Origin of the sequence: Methanimicrococcus hacksteinii, assembly GCF_032714515.1 — an archaeon.
Lineage (GTDB): Archaea > Halobacteriota > Methanosarcinia > Methanosarcinales > Methanosarcinaceae > Methanimicrococcus > Methanimicrococcus hacksteinii.
This window is the reverse complement of the sequence record NZ_JAWDKC010000012.1, coordinates 1-23,634: the sequence shown is the minus strand read 5'-3', so window position 1 is coordinate 23,634 and position 23,634 is coordinate 1. Positions and strand designations below refer to the sequence as shown.

At 43.4% G+C, this 23,634-nt stretch carries 25 protein-coding genes; 5 read left to right on the top strand and 20 right to left on the bottom strand.

What is annotated here, in order from left to right; all coding sequences use genetic code 11:
• Positions 1–320: 320 nt before the first annotated feature.
• From MmiAt1_RS03300 to MmiAt1_RS03285, 4 genes are all read right to left on the bottom strand, one after another.
• Entirely contained in the window at positions 321–1,136 is an 816-nt protein-coding gene (locus MmiAt1_RS03300) for a sulfite exporter TauE/SafE family protein (protein ID WP_318785580.1), read from the bottom strand.
• Positions 1,137–1,267: 131 nt separating this feature from the next.
• Positions 1,268–2,122 (bottom strand): HEAT repeat domain-containing protein, encoded by an 855-nt coding sequence (locus MmiAt1_RS03295; RefSeq protein WP_318785475.1) that lies wholly within the window; start codon positions 2,120–2,122, stop codon positions 1,268–1,270.
• A gap of 138 nt (positions 2,123–2,260) precedes the next feature.
• Positions 2,261–2,623: a response regulator gene (locus MmiAt1_RS03290; protein ID WP_318785474.1), complete on the bottom strand. Its 363-nt coding sequence runs from the start codon at positions 2,621–2,623 to the stop codon at positions 2,261–2,263.
• 315 nt (positions 2,624–2,938) lie between these two features.
• Positions 2,939–3,340 carry a pyridoxamine 5'-phosphate oxidase family protein gene (locus MmiAt1_RS03285; RefSeq protein ID WP_318785473.1) on the bottom strand — a complete coding sequence of 134 codons (402 nt, stop codon included), beginning with the start codon at positions 3,338–3,340 and terminating at the stop codon, positions 2,939–2,941.
• Between the two features lie 185 nt (positions 3,341–3,525).
• Here MmiAt1_RS03285 and MmiAt1_RS03280 point away from each other — a divergent pair, with 185 nt between their 5' ends.
• The gene (locus MmiAt1_RS03280) at positions 3,526–3,765 is read left to right on the top strand and encodes a hypothetical protein (RefSeq protein ID WP_318785472.1); all 240 of its coding nucleotides are present in this window, start codon (positions 3,526–3,528) and stop codon (positions 3,763–3,765) included.
• 203 nt (positions 3,766–3,968) lie between these two features.
• Here MmiAt1_RS03280 and MmiAt1_RS03275 read toward each other — a convergent pair whose 3' ends face one another.
• From MmiAt1_RS03275 to MmiAt1_RS03260, 4 genes are all read right to left on the bottom strand, one after another.
• On the bottom strand, positions 3,969–4,985 hold the full coding sequence (locus MmiAt1_RS03275; RefSeq protein WP_318785471.1) for an isocitrate/isopropylmalate dehydrogenase family protein: 1,017 nt from the start codon (positions 4,983–4,985) through the stop codon (positions 3,969–3,971).
• A gap of 188 nt (positions 4,986–5,173) precedes the next feature.
• On the bottom strand, positions 5,174–5,950 hold the full coding sequence (ribB, locus tag MmiAt1_RS03270) for a 3,4-dihydroxy-2-butanone-4-phosphate synthase (protein ID WP_318785470.1): 777 nt from the start codon (positions 5,948–5,950) through the stop codon (positions 5,174–5,176).
• Between the two features lie 74 nt (positions 5,951–6,024).
• The gene (locus tag MmiAt1_RS03265) at positions 6,025–6,585 is read right to left on the bottom strand and encodes a GNAT family N-acetyltransferase (protein ID WP_318785469.1); all 561 of its coding nucleotides are present in this window, start codon (positions 6,583–6,585) and stop codon (positions 6,025–6,027) included.
• 29 nt (positions 6,586–6,614) lie between these two features.
• The gene (locus tag MmiAt1_RS03260) at positions 6,615–7,274 is read right to left on the bottom strand and encodes a winged helix-turn-helix domain-containing protein/riboflavin kinase (RefSeq protein ID WP_318785468.1); all 660 of its coding nucleotides are present in this window, start codon (positions 7,272–7,274) and stop codon (positions 6,615–6,617) included.
• A gap of 401 nt (positions 7,275–7,675) precedes the next feature.
• Between MmiAt1_RS03260 and MmiAt1_RS03255 the strand changes: the two genes are divergently transcribed.
• Positions 7,676–8,299 (top strand): HVO_0476 family zinc finger protein, encoded by a 624-nt coding sequence (locus MmiAt1_RS03255; RefSeq protein WP_318785467.1) that lies wholly within the window; start codon positions 7,676–7,678, stop codon positions 8,297–8,299.
• A gap of 110 nt (positions 8,300–8,409) precedes the next feature.
• On the opposite strand, the gene MmiAt1_RS03250 is transcribed toward MmiAt1_RS03255, so the two are convergent.
• The 8 genes from MmiAt1_RS03250 to hpt all read right to left on the bottom strand — a co-directional run bounded on the left by MmiAt1_RS03250 (position 8,410) and on the right by hpt (position 15,454).
• Positions 8,410–8,676 carry a hypothetical protein gene (locus MmiAt1_RS03250; protein ID WP_318785466.1) on the bottom strand — a complete coding sequence of 89 codons (267 nt, stop codon included), beginning with the start codon at positions 8,674–8,676 and terminating at the stop codon, positions 8,410–8,412.
• Between the two features lie 472 nt (positions 8,677–9,148).
• Positions 9,149–10,012, bottom strand: coding sequence for an archaeosortase A (gene artA / locus MmiAt1_RS03245; protein WP_318785465.1), 864 nt, complete (start codon positions 10,010–10,012; stop codon positions 9,149–9,151).
• Between the two features lie 14 nt (positions 10,013–10,026).
• The gene (pscS, locus tag MmiAt1_RS03240; RefSeq protein WP_318785464.1) at positions 10,027–11,208 is read right to left on the bottom strand and encodes an O-phospho-L-seryl-tRNA:Cys-tRNA synthase; all 1,182 of its coding nucleotides are present in this window, start codon (positions 11,206–11,208) and stop codon (positions 10,027–10,029) included.
• 80 nt (positions 11,209–11,288) lie between these two features.
• Positions 11,289–11,579, bottom strand: a complete 291-nt coding sequence (locus MmiAt1_RS03235) for a DNA-directed RNA polymerase subunit L (RefSeq protein ID WP_318785463.1) — start codon at positions 11,577–11,579, stop codon at positions 11,289–11,291.
• A gap of 200 nt (positions 11,580–11,779) precedes the next feature.
• A complete protein-coding gene (locus MmiAt1_RS03230) occupies positions 11,780–12,964 on the bottom strand; it encodes an exosome complex RNA-binding protein Csl4 (RefSeq protein ID WP_318785462.1) in 1,185 nt (394 codons plus the stop codon).
• Between the two features lie 168 nt (positions 12,965–13,132).
• On the bottom strand, positions 13,133–13,777 hold the full coding sequence (locus tag MmiAt1_RS03225; RefSeq protein ID WP_318785461.1) for an METTL5 family protein: 645 nt from the start codon (positions 13,775–13,777) through the stop codon (positions 13,133–13,135).
• 49 nt (positions 13,778–13,826) lie between these two features.
• Positions 13,827–14,876, bottom strand: a complete 1,050-nt coding sequence (gene dph2 / locus MmiAt1_RS03220; RefSeq protein WP_318785460.1) for a diphthamide biosynthesis enzyme Dph2 — start codon at positions 14,874–14,876, stop codon at positions 13,827–13,829.
• Complete coding sequence (gene hpt, locus MmiAt1_RS03215; RefSeq protein WP_318785459.1) at positions 14,876–15,454, bottom strand: hypoxanthine/guanine phosphoribosyltransferase; 579 nt, start codon at positions 15,452–15,454, stop codon at positions 14,876–14,878. Before hpt ends, dph2 begins: the two co-directional genes overlap by 1 nt.
• A 228-nt stretch (positions 15,455–15,682) precedes the next feature.
• On the opposite strand from hpt, the gene MmiAt1_RS03210 reads away from it, so the two are divergent.
• Complete coding sequence (locus MmiAt1_RS03210; protein ID WP_318785579.1) at positions 15,683–16,441, top strand: anaerobic ribonucleoside-triphosphate reductase activating protein; 759 nt, start codon at positions 15,683–15,685, stop codon at positions 16,439–16,441.
• Between the two features lie 175 nt (positions 16,442–16,616).
• Positions 16,617–16,895, top strand: coding sequence for a hypothetical protein (locus MmiAt1_RS03205; RefSeq protein WP_318785458.1), 279 nt, complete (start codon positions 16,617–16,619; stop codon positions 16,893–16,895).
• Positions 16,896–17,090: 195 nt separating this feature from the next.
• On the opposite strand, the gene nrdD is transcribed toward MmiAt1_RS03205, so the two are convergent.
• From nrdD to MmiAt1_RS03185, 4 genes are all read right to left on the bottom strand, one after another.
• Positions 17,091–19,406, bottom strand: coding sequence for an anaerobic ribonucleoside-triphosphate reductase (nrdD, locus tag MmiAt1_RS03200; protein ID WP_318785457.1), 2,316 nt, complete (start codon positions 19,404–19,406; stop codon positions 17,091–17,093).
• 342 nt (positions 19,407–19,748) lie between these two features.
• The gene (locus MmiAt1_RS03195; RefSeq protein WP_318785456.1) at positions 19,749–20,003 is read right to left on the bottom strand and encodes a glutaredoxin family protein; all 255 of its coding nucleotides are present in this window, start codon (positions 20,001–20,003) and stop codon (positions 19,749–19,751) included.
• Positions 20,004–20,467: 464 nt separating this feature from the next.
• A complete protein-coding gene (gene twy1 / locus MmiAt1_RS03190) occupies positions 20,468–21,481 on the bottom strand; it encodes a 4-demethylwyosine synthase TYW1 (RefSeq protein ID WP_318785455.1) in 1,014 nt (337 codons plus the stop codon).
• 217 nt (positions 21,482–21,698) lie between these two features.
• On the bottom strand, positions 21,699–22,871 hold the full coding sequence (locus MmiAt1_RS03185) for a hypothetical protein (protein ID WP_318785454.1): 1,173 nt from the start codon (positions 22,869–22,871) through the stop codon (positions 21,699–21,701).
• A gap of 424 nt (positions 22,872–23,295) precedes the next feature.
• On the opposite strand from MmiAt1_RS03185, the gene MmiAt1_RS03180 reads away from it, so the two are divergent.
• Positions 23,296–23,634: hypothetical protein (locus MmiAt1_RS03180; protein WP_318785453.1), on the top strand; the 339-nt coding region annotated here is incomplete at its 3' end.

The window sequence follows — 23,634 nt, the reverse complement described above, 5'->3', positions numbered from 1 at the left end:
GTAAACCTCTGAAATATTTGAATTGAATTAATAGATTAAACTTTAGATTAAATTTTAGATAAATTCTAGGTTAAATTTTAAATAAATTCTAGATTAAATTTTAGATAAATTCTAGATTAAATTTTGAATCAAATCGTAAATTATAATTTAACGGATTTGAAATAAAGATTAACAGTATAATATTCTGCTAATTATTAATTGTCAATACATATTCTGCCTATATATTTTTTATTGTCCTGAAATTTGCTTTCGACAGATGAAGACATGAAAACCATGAAGATTGAAAAAATGAAAGTGAAAATGAAAGAAAATAAAACAGCTTACATCAAAAGACCTTTTATAATCATGCCGATGCCGACTAAAAAGGTAATCACGGTAAACGCGCCCCGAACATATTTTTGATTGATCCGATGAGAGATTTTGGCGCCGACCGCCGCTAAAATGACGCCGGGAATGACCAAAGCCGCCCACATCACCAAATTCACATAGCCCAAAGAGTAAGGCGGAAGACCCGCAACGCCGATGCCGTTGATAATGTAGCTGATCACACCGCCGAACGACGTGAAAATAATCGTTGCCGAAGACGTTCCGATCGCCTGCCGAAGCGGCATTTTGACAAGGAAAATGACGAGCGGGATTAAAACCAAACCGCCTCCGATTCCGGTCAGCCCCGAAAGCAAACCCATGACAGAGCCGCAGACGGCATACAAAATCGGATTGGAAGACATTTTGTCGGGATCTTCATTCACATTGCGGGAGGTCGTAAATTTCAAAGAAGCGCCCAAAACGACAACCCCGAAAATAACGGACAAATAAGAGGCATTGAGAAGCGAGGCGATGTAAGCGCCGACAAAAGAAAACAAAAAGCCGAAAACGCCCATCAGCAACGCTTTCTGCCACAAAACCGAATTTCTCTTGGAATGATTGTAGGCGCCCGAAAGCGATGTCGGAAGCGTGAAGAACAGCGCCGTTGCAATCGCTGTCTTTAAAGCAATATCCGGCGGATAGCCGAGCTCGGTTAAAAGATAAAACTGAAGCGGAACCAACAAAATAGAACCGCCGATGCCGAGCATTCCCGAAAAAGAGCCCGCAACCGCGCCGCCGACAACGAGCGCCGCCAAAAAGAAAAGGAACATCAGTTCCAAAGAATCACCTTTTTGTTTTGAAATAATTGTTTTGAATAATTATTGAGAGAGTTGTTTTGAAATAATTGCTGAGACGATTGTTTTGAAATTGTTTTGAAATTGTTTTTGAAAGAACTCAGCCGTTATGATTTGATTTTTGATTGAATCGTTTGGATTGCTTCTTCCGCCGTTTTTGAAATTCTTTCGTCGCCGCCGGAAAGATACGGCGTCAAATACTGAATTGTTTTTTCATTTCCGAAACGGCCGGAAGCTTCAATGACTTTTGAAATGACATGATTGTCAATGCATTTCATTTCAGAGTCAACTTCAGATTCAATATAGGATATATCAGATGTCTTTAATTTCGTTTCGGAATCAATATAAGGATTATGCTTTATGTCATCCGCCATGACAATTTCAAAGAATTTCAACGAGTCCGCTCCGCTTTTTTCCAGCGCCGCCGCCGCTTCAAAAGCCGTTTCCGGATCAGAATCATTTTGAAGAACATTTAAGAAAACGGAATCAAATTCCGGATTATTTTTCAAAGACAAGCCGATGACCGCATTTTGACGGACACGGGGAATATCGCTTGATAAAAAGGATATGAAAACGTCGGCAGGCGTCTCTGCAATTTGAGACAAAGCATAAGAAAATCGAATTTTTAATTTTTCGTCTGTTTCAGAATCGACAGAAACGGAATTAACAGACCCGGAATCAACAGAAACGGAATCGACAGAAACAGAATCGACAGAATTATCCGGAAAATCCGAAAAACCGGAATAAATTGAAAAGAGAAGGTCGGATGCAAGTTTTCCTGCTTTTTGGAAAACCGGAATTGCCGCCGCACACAAAATTTCATTGGCGTTTGAGTCGGAGAAAAAACACAGAATATCAGAAAGATCTTCTTCGGTCGGATTTTGAAGTGATCGAAGGTATTGAAGTTTTTCTTTTAAAAAAGACGGATTTGAATCAATATTCAGATCTGTTTTTGGATTCATTTTCGAGACTCTTGGAGTTTATCGGGTTCGATTAAGGTTCGATTAAGATTCGGTCAAGATTCGATTGAGATTTAATCAAGTACAATCAAAATTCGGTCAAGATTCAAACAAAATTAAACAAAATTCAATCTGGTACAATCAGGATTCGATGACGGCGTTAACATAATTGCGGAATTCTTTAACCTTAAACGGTTTTTGAACAAATCCGTCAAATCCGACCTCTTCGAACGATTTTCCGTCTTTGGCGGACGTATCGGAAGAAATGGCGATGATTTTACAGATTTGGCTCGTTTCTTCGCGTATGCGCTGAACCAGCTCCAAGCCGTCCATTTTCGGCATATTGATATCCGTCAGTATCAAATCAAAAAGATTCTTTTTTAACAGGTCCAAAGCGTCTTTACCGTTGGTTACGCATGTGATTTCGTAATTTTCCATTTCAAGAATGTCTTTGACCAGTTCAGAATTCAGAACATTATCTTCAATCAAAAGAATTTGTTTCAAAACCCAATCTCTCCTTTTTTACAGCCCCTAAATCAATTGATAGATATCATCCGGCAATTAAATAAATTGCGTTAGAAAAAATGCCCGATTGTCTGCGGAAAAATAAAAACAGATGATACCGATTCTGTCTTAGAATATGTTAACCGCAGACTTTCAGGCCGAATTTGAAAATTACAATTTTAGAATCCTGTAATTTTAGAATCCTGTAATTTTAGAATCCTGTAATTTTAGAATCCTACAATTTTAGAATCCTGTAATTTTAAAATCCTACAATTTTAGAACCTTACAATTTTAGAACCTTACAATTTTAGAATTTTACAATTTCACGGTTTTCGGCGGTTCCGTAAACGAATAGAATGTGGCTTCACCGTCACCGATGTAGAAGAACTCCAAGATCGGGTTGTCGGGAGACTGATACATCGGAACAAAGAAAGGCGCGGCAGCAAATGCTTTTTCTGCGATTTCTTTTCGGGTGTCAAAAACCGCTTTTCCTCTGACGCGAATCCAGGTGCCGCCGTCGGCGGATGTTGCGGACAATTCAAAGCGCGGGTCTGCCTGAAGCTGTTTGAAAACATCTTTTTGGTTGTTGGTTGTCATGTACAATTTGCCGTTGTCTTCCATGATAAAACCGAACGGTCTGACGCGCGGGCCTTCGGGGCTGCATGTTGCGATGTAGAAAGTCGGGTTGTCGGTTAAAAATTTTAAAACTTCTTCCATAATTTCACCATATTTTTGATTTTGTAATTTTTTTGTCTTTTGACTTTGAATTTTATGTTACAATTAAGGACTTTTTTCAAAATCCACCCTGAATGCTTTTAAACGTTATTTTCGGTTAAGTAATTTTTTGAATTATTTAAAATTCAAATTTACTTTTACCTGCTGCTTGTATTTGCTGTTTATGTTTGCCGTTTATTTTCGGTTTATGTTTGTACACTTGCTGTTTGTATCAGCCCGCCGGTATCTGCCGCTTGCATCAGCTCTTTTTTAAAGCAGCCGTTCGCTACGCGAACGTGGGCACAGATTACCTTACTGTTTCCGTTCCACTGCTACCTTACTGTTTCCGTTCCACTGCTACCTTATTGTTTTCGTCCCACTGCTACCTTACTGTTTCCGTTCCGCGGCTGCCTTGCCGTTTTCCGTAAATACAGTTGCCGCCTTGCAGACCTGCCCCTGACTCTGCCGCTGCTGCCGTCCGCCGCGCGCGAACTGCATCCGTTTCAATAATTTTTCAAAAACAAACCGCAATTTTAATGAAAACAAGAAAATGAAAAACAAAAATAAACATCAAGAGAAATCAAAAAAGAAAAAAGAAAAAAGAAAAAGAGAAGAATGAATTTTAAATTCTTCACTTTGTCATAATTTCGACCATTTTGTCGGCAACTTCACTCAGTTTTTTGTCGCCGCCCATGTCGTAAGTCACAAAACCTTCTGCGATTGCCTGCTCGGCCGCCTTGAAGATTTTCTGAGACTGCTCTTTTTCGCCGAGATAATCAAGCATCCAGGCGCCTGCCAAAATTGTCGCGTAGGGATTGACTTTGTCCATTCCCGTGTATTTCGGCGCAGAACCGTGTGCGGGTTCGAACATGGCGTAGTTGTCGCCGATGTTTGCGGAATAAATCATGCCGATGCTGCCGACAAGCGCGGAGCATTCCTCGCTGATGACATCCATGAACAAGTTGGTGGACAGCAAAATTGTCTGATCGAACATCTGCGGGTTTTTGATGAGCTGCATTGCGATGTTGTCGATGTGATATTCCCAGACTTCAATGTCAGGGTAATCTTTGGCAACTTCTTCAACGACATTGAGGAAAGTGCCGCATGTCTTTTTCAGGATGTTGCTTTTGTGAATCGGAACAACGGCTTTGTAGCCGCGGCGCTTGGCTTCTTCAAAAGCGTATTTGGCGATTTTGTGAGACGCGGTTTTCGTGATTTTACGAATTGCAATCACAACGTCGTCCGTGAGCTGAACTTCTTCGCCGATGTAAAGGCCTTCCGTTCCTTCTCTGACACAAACGTGTTCGACCGCGCCGAGCGGACCGACTGCCCCTTCAATCGTTTTAATCGGGCGGACGTTGGCGTACAAATCAAATGCTTTTCGGATGGACACCGCAACACTGCGCGGAGAGCCGATGCCGCCGGGCGTTGTTGTCGGGCCTTTGAAACACGCGTCGGAGTTTTTCATGATTTCCCACGTTTCGGGCGGAATCAAAGAGTCGCCGCCGTTTGCTTTCCACCAGCCTTCGCCGGCGTCGCACATCTTAAATGTGACCTGTGTTCCGGAAGCTTTCAAAACTTTAAGCATTGCATCAACCAATTCGGGTCCTACGCCGTCTCCGCGGATAACGGCTGCTGTTTTAGTCATTTCATATCACCTGAAATAAAAATAGAAATTAAGTGAATTAAAATAAAAATTAAATACAAATTTGAAATTTCAAATTCCTCAATACAATTCTGAAATAAAACATTTCTGTTTCATGAAAAATGATGAAAGAAACAAAAATGAAAAAATGAAAAATAAGAAATCAAAAAAGAAATCAAAAAAAGAAGGAATTAAGCTTCAATGCCTTCTTTTTTCCAAATTTCAAAAGCTTCGACGACTTCCCACCCTTCGACAAAAATCATATCGTTCTTTTCGCCGTAGACTTTTGCATCCTCTTTGGAAAGCGCTTTGCCGTTCGTATCATCCAGCATTTCGCAGACAACCATCGCGGGCGTCGTTCCGGCCATCAATGCAAGCGCAACGGAAAGTTCCGTCTGGCCGCGGCGCTCGTCCAAAAGTCCCTTCGAGGCGCGAAGCGTTGCGGTGTGTCCGGGCGTTCTGAATTCGGAAGCGAAATCAACCGGCTTTCCTTCAAGCGCCGTTTTCGTCATCTCGCCGAGGCGGCGGATTGTAAATGCCCGGTCATCGTCGGGAATTCCGGTTCTGTTTTCGCGGTGGTTGACCCAAAGCGAAAAAGAAGATTTTTTGTCGTACTGAATGTCGCCTTCTTTTTCAACAAAAGTGCCGATCTCAAGTTTCGGGCTGATTTTGTCGTTGGTTGCGGCAGCCGTGACCACGTCCGCCATAAACGGAAGCTTCATGATTTCGGATGCCTTCGGGCTGACCGCAACACAAATTAAACCGCCGCCGTCTTTTCTCATCCGCTTGACGTCCTGCGGCTGAACAGCGGTTGCCGCAATGACGAAATCCGTTTCACCTTCGCGCTTTTCAGAGTCGTAAAGCAAAAAGAACTTGCCGTCACGAATTGCTTGAAGCGTTTTTTGAATTTTTTCGGAGTATTGGCTGTCGTTTTGGTTTTGGTTTTGGTTTTGAGTTTTGTTGTCCATTGTTTTCACCTTTGATTTTATAACAATCATAAATAAGAAAAATGAATTATAAGAAAAACGTATTTAAATTGAATTTATTCTCTCCAGTGTTCCGGTTTATCTAAAGCGTCAGCGCATTTGATTTTTCCTTTAAGATCAGGTTTGAGATCAGGTTTGCCGCTTTTTGAAACAGATTGCATCATCCAATATTCCTGATGGATTTCCGGAATCGGATAAGGTGCCGGATAACCTGCTTTTTCCGCGTACGGTTCGAATCCGAATTTCGGATAATATTCTTTGTGGCCTAAAACAAAAACCAATTCGGAATCAAGTTCCTGCAGTTTTTGAAGGCCGGACCGGATCAGCAGCCCGCCGACCCCTTTCTTTTGGGAGAACGGGACCACGGCCAAAGGGGCAAGAATATGCATCATCCGGTTCGCACCGTTTTCAAAAGACGCGCGTGTGAACAGAATATGTCCGACGGCGGTTTCTTCTTCAAAAGCGATTAATGAAACAACCGGCGCGGCACTTTTATCATTTAAGAGAGCGGCGGTCAGCTTTGCTTCTTTGTCATGACCGAATGCCGCTTCATGAATTTCCATAATCGTTTGAAAGTCTTCAGGCACCGTTTCTCGAATACTGATTTCCGGATTCATTTTTGAACCGACTCCCTTTTCCCTTCATTTTAACAAACTTCGCCGACGGTGACTTTAATTTCGTCGCCGTCTTTTAATTTCAGAACTTCGCGCATTTTCACGGGCGCGATAATTTCAAGCAAATCGCCCTGATAATGCGTTCTTTCGGGTACAATAATAAAGCCCTGAATGCCGCCGATTTCTGCCGGATAACAATCGCTGGCGCCGTAAGTCCGCTGACCGTCGGAAAAGCCTTCAATTTTAATGTACGGCAATTCTTCCATTCGTTTGCGGAGCTCCAGACAATACTCTTTGATTTTGACATTCAGCGTTCCCGGAAACGGTTTAAACCCGAGCTTCTTTTGGAACTGTTCCATATAGCCGTCGATTGAAATGTAATATTGACCTTCGCCGAGACCGGATGCGACAACGCCTTCCAGTTCCAGCTGTTCCTTGACATGAAAGATCTTTTTGTAATCGGCAAACTCTTTGGAAAGAAGTTTCATCCCCGACGGACTGATTTGGATAACCTGTCCGGCCGGACTGATTTCACGAATGATTAAATTCTGCTCTTCCAAAAACTTGAGATTTCTGGAAATTGTTTTGTCACTGGCATCCAAATCTTTTTCCAGTTCCTTGACGGAAATTTTAACCGGTTTTTGATCGCAGCCCAGCAGCGCCAATGTTTTCAAATATCTGATTTGATCCATATTCAGCAAATCCTGTCTCAAAAAGACATTATCTCAAAAATAAGATGTTTCTCAAATATGAGACGGGATTCTATTAATATCTATCCGTAATTATTTGTCCGGAAATATCCGAGAAAATATTGTCAAGAAATGCGGTTTTCGAAATATTTCAGGAATAATTGTTTCAAAATATTTTAAAAAGAATTGTTTCAAAATATTTCAAAAATAATAGTTTTGAGAAATCATTTAAAAGATTAGTTTGAGAAATCGTTTAAAATGATTGACTCGAAAAATGTTTAATATTATCCGAAAAAATTATTTTGAAATATTTGGAATTTCTTTTTGAATACGCTTATATGGGATTGTTCTCTTTCTTTCGCTTATACATTATTATTGCATTATTTAGAAAGTGAAGTGAGATTATGTTTGAAGAAGGAAACGAGATTGAAATTAAATGCCCGAACTGCTCGCCGGCAGATGAAACGTGGCATGAGATTTTAAAGCCCGGTCAGAGCCCGGTCGCAAAATGCATGGACTGCGGTCACGTTCACAGTTACCGCGTTCCCCGCGTGAAGCTGAAAACCGTCAAAGTGATTGTCAGCCACATGGAAGATTCCGCTGTGCTGCAGATGCTTCTTCCCGAAGAAGAGCACTTTTTCATTGACGACGAATTTGTTGTCGAAGACATTAATTCCGGCGAAGTTGTCCCGATTATGATTACCGTTTTAGAATGCGGCGACAAAAGAAAACCGTCCGCTGCGGTCAAAGACATCGACACCATTTGGGGCCGCGCCATTGACGAAGTGACCGTCAAAGTTGCCGTTCAGCGCCGTGAAATTACGGAAGCTGCCGAAACAAAAGTGCCCGGCGATTTCAAATTCGTCGTCGGCCAGAATGTCAAAATCGACGGCAAAGATTATCCGATTGTTTCCATCAAAATCCGCGGCGGCAGTTTCAAATCCAAAGAAGGCGACTATGTTCTCGCCAAAAAAGTCAAACGCGTTTATGCAAAAAAACCGATGTACGGAAGACGCGGAAGATATTAATTTAATTTTTTAAGTTCAATTGAATGTTTAAATTTCAGTTGAATTCTTTTAATTTTAATTGGATGTTTAATTTCAGTTGAATTTTTTAATCCGGTTGAATAGTTTATTTTTCAGTTTTCGTTTTCTAATTTGTAATTCGCAACGGCAATAATAACGCTGAATCCGATAATCAGAATAATGAAAGGCATTTGGCCGCCCGTTTTTTTAGAATTTTCATCAGAGCCGGCGACATCTTGAGAAAAGGACTGTATTTTTTCTTCTTTTTGAGCGGATTCGGAAACTTTATGATTATTTTCGGCTGAAAACACGACAGGAACCGCCACGACCATCATAAAGACCAGTAAAACAAAAATAAATACCGGGATTAAAGTTTTCATTTTCATGTTATCTTTTCACTGAAATTAAAGTTCAAATTGGATTCAAAAGCAATTTGATTTCAGAAATTAAAAACGCCATTGAAAAAGATTTTAGAATGAAAATAAATTACAAACGAAATCATTGACGAAATAGAGAAACCAAATAACAATTTACAAATAATATTTTAAGATACAATAAATAGCAATTTAGTGTATATATATTTTATTATACGAATGAATTTTTTGAATTGTATTCATTTATTGGTGTTTTACGACTGTTTCCGCCAAAAATGTGAGTGTAAATAAAAAGAAATAAAATCGCGGCAAAACAAAACAAAATAAAATAAAATAAAATAAAACAAAACAAAATAAAACAAAATAAAACAAAATAAAACAAAATAAAATAAAACAATATGAAACCCGAGACGGGGTTTCATATAAATTGAAACAAAAATTCAATTTTCGTTCTAATTAATCTTTTTTCGTTTTCAGCTTAATCTTTTTTCGTTTTCGGCTTAATCTTTAAGATATAGCGGATTTCATCGACAAATAAATCCCAGAGGCCGAGAACCGTGTCAATCAGATTTGGAAGCAATTTCATCGTAATGTAAGCCAGAATAATCAAAACAACGCCTGATCCGGCTTTTCCGATGTAATGGTGGGCGATTTCAAAACTGTTTGCGCCGAACCACATATCCCCGTAAGCCGCCACAATGAAAACATTCCGGAACAAATTGAGCGCGTAAATAACGGGAACAGTCAGCAGAAAAGCAGCCGCCTTTCTTCTCGGATCCTTTTCGGGGACCGCTAAAATCAAGCCCGTGAAAAAAGCAATGCTTTCAATTGCCGTGCAGGCCAGAATAACCATGACAGTGACGCCGTTGTAAGAAATGGTATTGTATGCGGCCAATTCCGCATTGAAGCCGAGGAAATTCAAGATTTCCACCGTCTGCACCGCAACCGATTCGATAATTAAATGATTGAGCGGCGTGAACAAACTGAAAGGCATATAAATAATACAAACGACGGCGATGAGCTTCGTTAAATCGAACAGCAGCTGAACACGCGTATCCATCAGAACAGAATCGGGATCTTTCGGACTGTTTCTGCGGGTTTGATTTTTAAAAACACGCGCGACATAAAGCGCAATCAACAAACAGAACGCGAAGAGAAGAAGCGTTAAAATGATGTTGGTGTAATCCGCTTTTGCCGAATAATACGGAATCAGCGTAATCCAATAAAAACCGAAAATCAGCCAAGCTGCCCCGCAAATGATTTCAGCAATTTTATTATCCTTTTTAAGAAGCAGAGAAGCCACCATTAAAGCAACGGAAAACCAAAGCAAACTTGTCGTCATTTATATCCTCGTTTTTAAATTTCATCGTATTTTTTCAAAATGTCAATAAAAGCATCGGCGACAAAATCTGTTTTTTCTTTGCCGAGGCCGTAAGTGCTCATTTTGAAGTTTTTGGTAAGACCCACTTTAATGCCGTGAATCTTTCGCTCTTTCAGCTCGTCATAAAGGAAATAACGTCCGCGCTTGGCCCGCTCGGAAATATTGAAAAAACCGGGGGCTTCAAAAAACATTAAATCGTGATTGTGCGGATTCTGTCCGAAAAGCTTGAATTTGCCGGAAGCTTCGTCTTCCAGGCGTTTAATAAAGCGGCGGGCATTTTCAACTTCTTTTTCCCAAACATCCGGCTGCGTTCTTGCCGCAACCTCGGGAAAAGACGCCATCAATGTCATAATCGGAGCCCCCCGGGAAGTGCAGCCGAGCAGCTCGACTTCTTTGACTTTATTGTAAGCGGATTTGCGGAAAAGCTGTTCCGCCGCCTCTTCGCCGTTGACGCCGAGAACACCGACCGGACCGCAGGCCGCCATGGATTTATGGCCGCTGCCGACAACATAGTCGGCGCCGAGTTCTTTCGCATTCACCGGCATTCGGCCGACGGAATAAGCGCCGTTTAAAAGAACGGGAATTTCAAATTCATGCGAAATCCCGGCAATCTTTTTGGCATTCGCCAAATTGCCGTAACTGCCGTCGGGATAAGTCAATAAAGTTAAAAGCGGTTTTTTGCCGTATTTTTCAATGCCGGATTCAATGGCTTTTTGAAAATCTTCGGGCAGAATTTCTGTTTCGGGCTTTTCGGTAAAAACAATCTCCAAACCGGAACGTTCGGCGGCGACTTTGCTGGAATAATGCGCCCAGGCATCCATAACAACATAATTGTTCTGACCGTCGGCCGCGCTTGCAAGACTGTGCATGACAGCGAATTTAGACTCGCGCGCGCCGTTCATCACGCGGGCGGCATCCGTTCCGAGAAATTCGGGAAGCGCTTTATGAACAAATTCCTGAATCGGCGGCTTTTTGACCAAATCCAACGCGCCGTTACAGTAATCACAAACGGAATAACCGTCTCCCCATTCAATGAGCGCGTCTTTCGCCGCATCCGTTAAAAGGCCGGCCGTCTGAAGCGGATCAATGTTAACAAAATCACGCGTGTCGCGTTTGATATACTGAAACATCTGAAGGGAATTGTTCGTCGCTGCCATTTGAAAAGACCACCCGTTAAATTAAAGCCGCGGCAAAGACTGCCGCTGTCGAATGTGAATAAAAAAAAGATAAAGCGGAATTATATTTGAACCGCTTTGGCAAAAGCTTCCGAAAAGTCATCGCACATTTCCATAATTTTAACGGCGACGTCTTTCAAAATTTCAATCGGTTTTTCGCCGGGCATTGTTTTAATATAGAGAACCGGCTCTCTCTCAACGGAATTGGATAATCTTTTCACGTCGTAGAAAGCGGTTTCAACACGCGGGTCTTCCAAAAGCGTTGCTTTAATAATATTCATCAGGGTGTGGGTTTCCCCTTTAACGAGAATTTCCATCTCGTCTTTTCCTTGCGAAAGAATTGTAATTTCCATAATTTAATCTCTCTTTTGTCTTAAAGACCGTTCATTTTTCATTTGAACGGAAATGATTTTTGATAAATTTAACGGTAATATTAACGGTAATTTTGCCGAACGGATTTTGAATCATTTAATAAATAATTTTGAATCATTTAATAAATAATTTTGAACAATTTAAGAAATAATAAACTCCGAAGCGGCAAAAGGGATAAAAATTAAACGGTGGGGATACCTTTGCCATATCCTTCCGCCAATTTGCGTCTTTCCTGATTGCCGCAGTTGCTGCAGACCAAAACATCGCCGTTTCTGTCAAGCGGGGTTTTGCATTTGGAGCAGTACGCTTTTAAAACGCCGAGATCGGGCTCAACCGTTGACAAATCAATTTTTGCGCTGTTGATGACTTTTGCGCGGACGATGTCGCCGACATGGAATTCGTCGCCGACGGATTTTGCAAAGCCGTCTTTGATGTTGGAGACATAAATTTCGGCATTGCCTTTGTTGACGATTTCTTCGTCAATGCTTTTTTCGGCCGCGACAATATCGACGCGGGCATTGGATTCGCGGACATCAGTAATGGACGCGATGACAATGTCGCCTTCCGTAATCGTGTTCGGCGTTTTCGTTTTCGGAATCACCGAAATCATACGAAGTTCTTTGTTCAGACCGATGACGCCGGGAACAGTCGCGCGGATGGTGCCGTCGTCATTGACGGTGCCGAATCCCGGCTTGTATTCCTCGATTGCGCCGACCGCATCGCCCGGGAAAACAAAGTCTTTTGTTTTCTCATAAACGATTTTCTCGGGACGCTTCTTTTTCTCGCCCGGCTTTTTGCCGCCGAAACCGCCTCTGCCGCCGCCGCCGTTGCGGCCGCCTCTGCGGTCACCGTTCCGGTCTCCGCTGCGGTCATTGTTTCTGCCGCCGTTTCTGTCTCTGCCGTTTCCGTTTCGGCTGTCGCCTCTGCCGCCGTCTCTGCTGCCGCTGTCTCTGCCGCCGCGCTCGGAACTTCTGTCGGAGCGTTCCGGCCGTTCGGATCTTTCGGGACGCGCGGACCTTTCAGGGCGTTCGGACCTTTCGGGGCGCTCGGATCTCTCAGAGCGCTCGGATCTTTCGGGGCGTTCGGATCTTTCGGAGCGGTCGCCGCGTTCTGCCGGCGCACGGCGCGGTTTCTCTTCCGCGGGCGCCGCATCCGCATCGGGTGCGCGCACTCTGCGGACGCGTTTTGCAGGTGCCTCTGCTTCGGGAGCCGTTTCAATAACGGGTCTGGGTTTTCTCGGAATTTTGGATTTCGGAGACTCCTCGGCGGGAGCAGCGCTGACAGGCTCGGAATTCTTAGGCTCTTCCGTTTTGCCTGCAGTATCTTTCAATCTCCTTCGGATCGGTTTTTTTTGCACTCTGCTCATAAATGAACCTTCATAATTTGATAATTGTAAATTGTGAATCACGTGGATGCGGTGTTTCCCGCGAAATATCTGTCATCGCTGACCGTTCAGCGCTGTTTGTTATTCACTCAACGGATATGAATATACATTAAACATAGATAAAATAATCTTTTATTGCAATCGCCCTTATTATTCAGATTCGATTCTGAAAATCTCAACTTCGATTGTCTGAATTTCTTTTTTATGAAAATCAAATGTTTTTCGAATCGGAAACTCTGTTATAAAACAGTCTGTTACAACAGCGGGTTTAATAAATTTTTCTATAAAAGCGCGGCTGCCTTTATTGTGAATGGAATAAATAACGTTCCCCGCCGCAAGCGCCGCCTCCAAAAACGGCCGGTCATTTCCTTTTTCCTGCGCTCCGAACGGCGGATTCATCAAAACCGTATCGGCCCGTTTCAATTCCCCCGATTCAATCATTTCGGGAATTTTTGAGATGTCGGAAACAATAAACTCAATTTCGGAATCGCCGATTTCTCCGCCCATCTTTCCGGCATATTTTTCAGCATTTTTTTCGGCACTCTTGACCGCGTTTTCATCAATATCAAAACCGACCACGCCGGATGCGCCCAAAATCGCCGCGCCGATAGAAAGAATTCCGGTGCCGCAGCCCAAATCGTAAACGGTTTTTCCCGCAATGTCGCCGCTCATAAAAGCCAAATGAAGAAAAGGCGCGGCAACGGTTGCAGGCGTTTTGTACTGCTCGTAATTGACATTGGGCGCAACAAACCCTTCCACTTTTTCAAGCGCCATTTCCAATTTTCGAAGCTTCATGATAAAACCGTTTGACTTTTCGACATCAGGAGTTCTGTTTTTGCGGCTTTCAATCCTGTCCGCCTTCCAGGATTTCGTCCATGACCAAATCTTCCCATGCGCGTTCGCCGATGACAATTTCAAATTCCTGCGGTGTTAAAACCGGCGCCGGATATCTGCCGGAATCATCAATGGCCAGCCGCGGGCAGGCGGTGTTGACAAAAGCGTCCGCCTTAAACGACAGCATCTGATCGGGCGAAACAAAATCCATGAACAGAATAAACGCTTTTTTTCCGTGCGCTTCCGCCTTTTTCTGAATCGATTCGGCCAGCGTTTTTCGGTACTGGCCGTTTTTGACAGAGACAATAATGCAGAAAGTTTCGGCATCCGCCGCATTTCCGATGACGGCGCTTCTCTGCATCAGAAACTTGCGGTAATTGAGTTCGAAAACGTCGGCGGTAAACGGATCCGCGCAGACGACGCGCTTTTGAGACGAAATCGCCGCGCCGATCGGATGGAACTGACCGCTTCCGATATACAAAAAAGCCTCGCATTTTTCGGATTCGTCGGAATGTGCCGCCGAGAAGTTGCAGCCGAGAATTTGTCCGGGATAAGCGATTCGGCTGTCACCGTGCGAAATGATGACGGTTTTTCCCGCGTCTTCCAAGATTTTTCGCGCCGCTTCCAGCTGATGAACGTGCTGAACCGTCGTTAAAAGGCCGATTACCTGCTCCGGCAGAAGCGAAAGCGCTGCACGAACGGCATTTGAAACATCAACTTTGGAACGGGTTTCAATAAATTTGACTTTGTTTTCAACAGCGCCCTGCTTTAATTCGGCGTGGCCGAAATGGAAAAGAATGTCCGACTTTTCAATCAGCCGCATATCCAAATCGCAGGCGCCGAAACACGGATCGGCCGAAATATAAACTTCCGCCCCCGTTTTTTCTTCAATTAATGAAGCAAGGCTCAGAGCGTGCTTTTTTAATCCTTCGGGAAACTGGAGTCCGACAACAACTCTTTCGCCATCCTTCGCTTTTGAAATCTTTTCGATTTCGTCAAAAACGGCTTTCGTCTCAAAATCATAAGACGAATCGGAAGTGATTGTCGGAAGTTCGGTCATCAAACGCCCCCGACCACGGTGACGCCGTTCGCGGACACGGCGATGTCAACCAAAACAACAATGTCAACGCCTGTTTTTTCTTTGATTTGGTCCGTTCCCGCGCCGCGGCCGATGACGCAGTAGACGCCGGCGACATCAACGCCCATACCGCCCAGCGTTTCCAGAAGCGGCAAAAGTGTTCCGCCCGTGCTGATGACATCATCGACAATTAAAATGCGGTCGCCTGCGCTGAGACCGTTGATGAAAAGAGTGCCTTTGGAGTAGCCTGTCGACTGCGAAAGCTCGACTTCGCCGTCCAGACCGTATTTTCGTTTACGGATGATGGAAACAGGAATTCCCGTTTTCAAGGAAAGCGCCGTTGCAATCGGGATTCCCATGGCTTCGACAGTGACGATTTTATCAATCCCGCCGGTTTTGCCGCCGGCAATTATGAAATCTGCGATTTCCTCCAAAATCGCGGGATCCGTTTCGGGAATACCGTCCGAAATCGGATGAATAAAATAATTGTAAATCTGCCCCTCGGATTCTTTTTGAATGACGGGAGCTTCTTCTAAAGATTTCTTTAATTTTTCAAGCATACTTTTAATTCTAGGGATTTTTCGGTATTTATACGATTTGTTTTAACGTGTTTTAACGATATTTTATGTTTTAGTATGTTTTAACGTGTTTTAATGTGTGTTTGTGTTTTAATGTGTGTTTGTGTTTTAATGTGTGTTTAATGTGTTTTAACGTGTTAGCGGTATTTGTTTAGAATAAAATTGAAAATAAATGATACTTTCAAATAACCCGAATGCCCTTTGACTATTATGAACGCGAACGTCGGCGGTGTTGTTCCGCTTTCAACGGTTGACTGGCACGGGAAATCCTCCGTCGTTGTTTTTCTGAACGGCTGCCCGTTTCGCTGCGGCTACTGCCACAATTATGACCTGCTGACAAAATCAAATCCGACGGATTTGGAGCTCGTCAAAAAAAGAATTATGGAATCCAAACCGTATGTCAGCGCTGTTGTTTTTTTGGGCGGCGAGCCGCTGATGCAGGAAGACGCGGTTTTGGAAATCGCGGCGTTTGCGAAAGAAAACAATCTCCTCGTCGGCATTCACACAAACGGTTTTTATCCCGAAACAGCCGCCGCGCTGATTGAAAAAAATCTCGCCGACAAATTTTTTATCGACATCAAAGCGCCGTTAGAAATTGAAATTTATGAAAAAACCGTCGGCGCAAAAAACGAAAAAATGATTGAGCGAATTCAAGAAACACTCCGGCTCGCCGATGGAAGCGCCGCCGAACTTGAAATCAAAACAACCGTTTTTCCCGAATCGGTCGGAACAAAAGATCAAATCGAAGAAATTTCAAAATGGATGAATGAAAACATTAAGCAGAAACAAAAACTGACTTATGTTCTTCAGCAGGGCAAAGGCGGCAACTCCGACGACCCCGTTTTTCAAAAAATGACTTTTTTATCGCCCGAAGAAATGGACGAACTTGCGGAAATTGCGCTTCGGAATTTGAAAAACACAGCCGTGTTTACACAAACCGATGAAGATGGACGCGTTTTAAAGGAATAAGAAAGACGGAAAATATCTTTGAATTTATTTTTAAAACCGAAAGTGCGGTTTGATTTATTTTTTGAAAAACGAAATCGCAATTTGATTTATTTTTAAAAAACGAATCATAGTTTGTTTATTTTTTGAAAACGGGTGCAGCCCGCGCGCGGCGGCGGCAGGGCAGCAGCGCAACCGGATGGCAGCAGCGCCCCGTTCGCGACAGCGAACGGCTGCTCTAAGAAGCAGATGCAATATGGAATGCAGCCGGCCATGCAGGCAGCAGCGCGAGAGAGAAACAGAAAGAAAAGAAACAGTAAGAGAAGAAATAGAGAAAGAAGAAACAGAGAGAAGAAACATCAAAAGAAAAAACAAAGGTAACCAAGTGAATGAAAAAAATAAAAAAGGAAGAATGAAAAGAGAATTTGTGTGGCTTCTTTTCACCCGTTTTTCTGTTTTTATGATTCAAAAAATATGAAATTCGATTCAATTTAATTCCGATTGAAATCAAATTCGATTGAAATCAAATTCGATTCAAGATCAAACTCGATTCAAAATCAAATTGAATTTAAAACCAAATTGAATTCAAAATCAAATTGAATTTAAAACCAAATTGAATTTTAAGTCAAATTCCAAATTTCTTAAAATCAGCGTGAAATGAAAAATTTGAGAATCAAACTCTCAAATTTTTCGGGTCGGCGCGTGCTCTGTCAACAAGCTCCTGTCTCTTGCCGGCGTTCCAGCCGTCAACGGACTGGAGGTAGCCCGTAATTCTGGACAAGTGGTCGATGTTGTTGGAACCGCATTTCGGACAGCATTCTTTGATGCCGGATGCAACGTAGCCTTCGTCTTTGCAGACCGTCATGTCGCGCGTGAACGCGAAGTAGCCGGTGTGCGTGTTCTTGGCAATGTGCATCGCCATTTCCTGAAGTCCGTCGGGGTCGGGCGTGCCTTCGCCGAGCCAGATGTGCAGAATGTTTCCGCCGTCGACGATCGGGAAGAACGTCTGTTCATAATTGATTCTTTCAATGACGGAAATGTCGGCGCCCGGCGGGATGTGCGTGCCGTTCGTGTAGTAGACCGGCAAGTCTTTCGTCGTTCCGAGCTCCTTTTTCGTCAGCTCGACGTCGCCGTTCATGTTGTTTTCGGCTTTGTCCGCATATTCGGGGTGAAGCAAGTCGGACACCGCAAATCTCTGCGCGGTGGTTTCCGCCGGCGTTCTTGCAAGCGCAATCTCAATGCCGTTTTCCTGAGACAGCTTCTGAGCGTGCATTTTCATTTCATACATGACGCGAATTGCAAATTTGAAAGAATCCTGTGATTCGTACATGGATTTTCCGGTGTGATACTGAACCATTTCATTGATGCCGATGACGCCGATTGTGTAAACGAGCGCGTCGAAATCGACGGCGATACATCCCGGCTCTCCGGTTGTCGGATCCTTCGGGGTCATTGCCGCAAACGGAATTCTGTTGCAGTCCAAAAGATGGTCCATCCACTTTTTCTTCACGCGGAAGACTTCAACGGATTTGTTCATGAGATATTTGAGTTCGTCAATCAGTTTCTGATCGTCGTGCTCGGCCTTGTAAGCGGCGCGCGGGCAGTTGAGGGACATAACCATCCAGGAGCCCATCGAAAAGTGTTTGCCGTCTTTGAAGTAAAGCTTTTCATCGAATTCGTCATCGTCTTCGGGATTGGCGGAAAACTGGTAAGCGCAGCACTGATAACAGCTGATGCCTTCGCCGGCGCCGCGGTATTCCGGAATCTGGTTGTCGAAATACGGCGTTCCGAACTTGGCGGCCAATTCAAATGTGAGGCGGTAGAGTTCTTTGTAAGATAAAACGTCGGGGTTGGCGGCGTTAAACGCTTCGTCTTCTTCCATGAAATCGGGTTCGATTGAAATTTCCGGCTTCGGGAAGCTGAAGGGTTTTCCCCAGTCGTCGCCTTTGAGCATGACAACCATGAGCGCGCGGAATCCTTTGCGGACTTCCTTTTCGAGGTCGCCGTAGACCCATTTCTTGGTGCCGTTTGTGCCGTCCCAAACTTTGCCCATCGCAACGACGGGTTTGTCTTTCCAAAGTTTCGGAATGCCGGGAGAAAGCTGAACGGATGAGAAAACGGTCTGGCCGCCGCGGGCGCACATCATCTGCATCATTTCGTAAACGAACATCTGCATGAGCTGTTCCAGCTCTTTGTCGGTTTTGTCAACGAAATACGGTGCAAGGAATGCTAAGAAGTTGTAGAAACCCTGGCCGCCGGCAAAGTTTGTTTGCGCGGATCCCATGACTTTAACGGCGTGAAGGATGGCAACTTCCGCTTTCATGGCCGGACCTGCAACGCTGGACTGAACGCCGACGCCGTCGGGCATGAGGCCGTAGTAGAAGAAGTAACGGAGGTCCCAGTCCTGACAGAACGGACGGGTGCCGAAGTATTCCAAATCGTGAATGTGGAAATCGCCGTTTAAGTGAAGGTCGGCAAGGTTTCCGGGCATCAAAAGAAGGTTTTGTTCTTTTGACATTTTGTCGGCTTTCTTTTTGTGAGACGTTTCGGCGTTGTCTAACTGGTTGGCGTTGTCGTGGGATTCGAATCCGAGGCCGGTGTCGATTTCACAGGCGTCGTAGACGGATGCGCCGACTCTTGTCATGACATTACGCCATTCGGGGTGGCCGCGTTCCAAAAGAATACAGTTGACGATTTCGCGGACCAGCGGACCGGAAAGGAATTCGACGCCCATTTTTCGGATGCGCGCTTCAGCTTCCTTTGCGATTTCGGACGCTTCCTCTTTGGAAATTCCCGAAACGCCGTAGAAACGTTCCGCAAGCGGGGTTTCTTTCATCAGCTGGCGGACAATTTCGTTTCTGTCCCAATCCATCATGTAGCCGTTGGTTGTTCTGACCTTCGGCATTGTCGGGACAGTGCCGCCGTCAAGTGTTTGCTGAACCTGGCGGATGTCTTTTCCTTCTGTATTTTTGCTGAGTTCTGTTGACATGAGTCGTTTCACCGTGTGTGTCATTTGTTTTTATTTATTTTGAATTGAAAGAGAATTAAAGTGTATTTGAAATCTGTTTGATAAGTCGTGTGCAAGTCATGTGAAAGTAATAATTCGTTATGTAAATTCGTTATGTAAATTCGTTATGTGAAATATGTGAAATTCGTTATGTAATAATTCATTAAGAGTTAATGAATCGGAATTTTAATCGGAACAGAAATGTGTGAAGATCCGATTGCGTTTTTAGGTGTGTGATAGATGGCAGCGATTCATGACTTTGCAGAATTTTTAGGAACTTCCGTCATTGAACCGCAATGCGGCGATATGTAAAGCTGCGTTTGTTTACGCAATCAGTGTCATGATTTGGTCTTCTTTGACAGCAGTTCCGTCAAAAATTTCCTTGTATGTGAGGAACGTGTCGTTGATTTGAAGAACCGGCGCGACGTTTGTAAAAATGTTGTTCACGGCAAGTTCTGTGAGCGCCGCGGGTGTGCTCATGTCCATTTCTTCGTATGTGACATTCTGAGACTGGAAAAATCCTTTTAAAATCTTGCATTTCGGGCAGACGTCTGTTGTATAAATAATGACTTTTGACAAACCTTTCACCTGTTTTGTGTTTTTATAAATATTGAATATGAAGACAAGCAAAACCATTTCTTGTCTTGGCGACCATTTTTATTAAATTCTGATAATTAAAATATCGGAATACTTTGGTGAAACGTTAATAACTGTTCTTTTGTTTAATAAGCTTTTTACCACCATGTTTGAATACAAACCTCGAAAACAGATGCAGTAACCTGAGAGGGTTTGTATTCAAAGAAAACGGGAAGAAGATAAAGAAAAGAGGAATAGTTTGATAACATACTTGATAACAATTCGTTCGTTTTCGAATAATTTCAACAATTTGTAAAAATCAGTCGATGAGAAAAAGAACCGGAAAAGAAGAAAAAATCCCGATAAAAAAGAAAACACCGGAAAAAGAAAACATTGAACACTGAAAAAAAAACAGCATAAAAGAAAAAAGGAAAACAAAAAATAAAAAAATAAAAAAATGAAAAAAATCAAACGTTTGAAAGTTCGCCGCCTTTTGACAAAACGACAACGCGGCTCGGTTCTGATTCGCCGGCATATTGATAGCCTGCAAGATCGCCGACGGCTTTTGCGAATTCTCTGATTTCCTCCTGCTCGGCCATATTGGCACGCGTCAGGCGCAGGCGGGAAAATCCGACATGCATGTAAGATTTGATTTCAATGAAATCCGGCTCGGCTTTTTGAATCAGTTCGGCATAACCGGGAGCGTCCGTCATATTCAAGCCTTTGACCGCCGTAATGCGAATCGCCGTTCGGACGCCTTCCGCTTTCTTTTCTTTGAGAACATTCAGTGATTCGATGATTTTTTCCCAGAGGCGCGGACTTTTCGGCCGGCAGACTTCGTCATACATTTCAGGCGTTGTCGCATCCAAACTCATGTAAAGCTGCGTCGGCCGAACTTTTCGAAGCATTTCCGGCTGCGTTCCGTTGGTCACGAGAAAAACGGTCATGCCGGCTTCTTCATACGCTTTGATCAATTCGGGCAGATGCGGATAAAAAGTCGGTTCACCCGAGAGTGAAATTGCGACATTTGAAGGATTTTTCGCTTCATCGTAATTGCCGGGAACGGCATTCGGAGAACCGCCAAAGCCGGTAATCAGTTTTCTTTGCGCTTTGACGCTTTCTTCAACGATTTTTTCGGGGGTATCCCAAACATCGGGCGCGTGCGCCGGAACTTCCGTCGGCCGCCAGCAAAAAACGCATTCCTGATTGCACATCAGTGTCGGCGACATTTGAAGGCAGCGATGCGATGTGACGCCGTAAAAAGAAGATTTGTAGCAGACACCTGTTCCGTTCATGGAATTTTTAAGCCAGGCGCAGGTTTTAACGGCGGAGTGGCTGCCTGCTTTCGCGTAGCCTTGGCGCGCCATCAGCTCGTCGATTGTGATTTCTTCGGGCGAATAACTGAATCGAATACGCTCATCGGAAACGAATTCCGTTCGTTTTTCCGTATTTACCGTCTTTTCTGAGTTCGATTCATCCATTTTTCTGACCCGAATTAAAATAAAATTGAAATAAAATTAAAATAAATAAAAACTTGATAAAATTGAACAACCCGATTTTGTAAAGAAATTAAATTGAATATAAATTGAATAAAAATCAGATTTGAACGAGCAAATCCAATTTTGATAAATCAGATTTGAATGAACAAATCCGATTCCGATAAATCAGATTTGAACGAGCAAATCCGATTTTGATAAATCAGACAATGAAATACCGGTTGTTTCCGCTCGGCTTTTCGGCTTCTTCGGCATCCGCGCCGATCAAACTTGCAATTTCAAGGCCGTCGCCGCCGATGTTGGCAAGCGAGGAATACAATTCGTCTTTGGAAATGTATTTTTCGGTACGCGTGCCGTCTTCCATTTGCACTTTAATGGAGATCTCGGATTTGATCGGGCTTCTGCGAATGCATTCGGCAACGATTGATCCGTACTGTGTTGCAATAATTTTCATGCAGTCGAAAATCAGGTTGTTGGCAATCGCGTCGTCGTCGTCGATTAAAATCTCGGACAATTCAAATGAAGAGACGTTCTTTCGGATGTATTCCACAATGTTTTTCGGAAGCTTCTGGAGCTGGGCATCTTCAATCAGGCCGGCCAGATCCGTGTCGGCCGTAATATCTCTGCCGTCATCGTAAATTGAGAAGTTGCCGTTCTTGCGGACAATCCGAATGATTTTCTTTTTGTTTTCCAAATCCAATGAGAAATTGTACAAATCATCATACTGGATGGAAAGAACAGTAAATTCCGCCAGGCTCATCACGCGGGGCTTGTGTTCTTTGGTGAACAGTCCGGTTGTGGCCATCAGAGGCAGAGAGAAGTCGCCGAGCAGGCGCTGAACAGTCAGCCTGTCGTCCGTGAAATGTAATTTGTAATTGAACTGAAGGCCGGAGGAGTAGCAGTAAAGTGTTCCGCCGAGCGTTTCGTGATAAGAAATGTCATAGACGCGTTTGGCGCCGTAAACGCTTGAAATCAAAAACGGATTCAAGATTTTAATGATTTCGAGTTCCTTGGATTTAATTTGGGCGCCGGAATCTCTTTTCATGACATAAACTTCGGATTCGAAGTCTTCGTGCGTTTTTCGGATATATTTGTCGCAGACTTCCATAATTTCATTGATGCACGGTTCCAGAAGAGCAGCTTCATCCAAATCCAGATTGGAAGGCATGGAATGAATTAAACTTTCTTTAAAATTGCTTAAAACGGAAACTTTTCGTTCAAACAAAGCGCCCTGATCTTTTTCCACATCCTTGAGTTCCATGATTTGGTTCTCAAGAGGAAGAATCTTTTCAAGACATTCCACATAATTTCTTAAATCCTGAATGAAATCCCGCTGAACAGGAAGTTCCGCTCCGTCTTGATAAGTGTAAAGCATAAGTGCACCTTTGAATTGCTGATAAATGTAACGTGAATATTACCGGATTATAATTAAAATAACAACTGAAATTATAATTGAAATTAACGTTTATAATTGAAATAATAATGTTTGAAATGATAGTTTGAAATGATAATTTGAAATGATAATGTTTGAAATAATGATAATTGAAGAGATTTGAGTGATTTTCTCTTTATTCGCTTCAAGAATATAACTGTAATTATGCCATTTTCTTTTTAATATTTTTGCGGCCCGAAGGAATGAAAAAATCGGAGAAGATTGTTCGGCAAACCAACAATAATGATTCGACCGATTTCATTTTTCCGAGAAGATCTCTGAAAAAATGAATTTATTTCGGTTAAAAAATGACGAAATGAAAAACGACAAAAACAAACATTATTTTTTCGAAAAATCAGCGATTAAAATGAATCGGCATTTTATTGCCTTTTCTAATTCCCGTTGCTGTTTTGTTGCTGTTTCCTTGCTGCTGCTTTATTTCGGTTCCCATTTCTGCTGCTTTGTTTCAGTGTCCATTTCTGCTGTTGTTTGCGCCCCATATTATATCTGCCTCTTTTTAGAGCAGCCGTTCGCTGTCGCGAACGGGGGCGCTGCTGCCGTCAGGTTTGCATTGCTGCCGCTGCCGTCAGGTTTGCATTGCTGCCGCTGCCGTCAGGTTTGCATTGCTGCCGCTGCCGTCAGGTTTGCATTGCTGCCGCTGCCGTCAGGTTTGCATTGCTGCCGCTGCCGTCAGGTTTGCATTGCT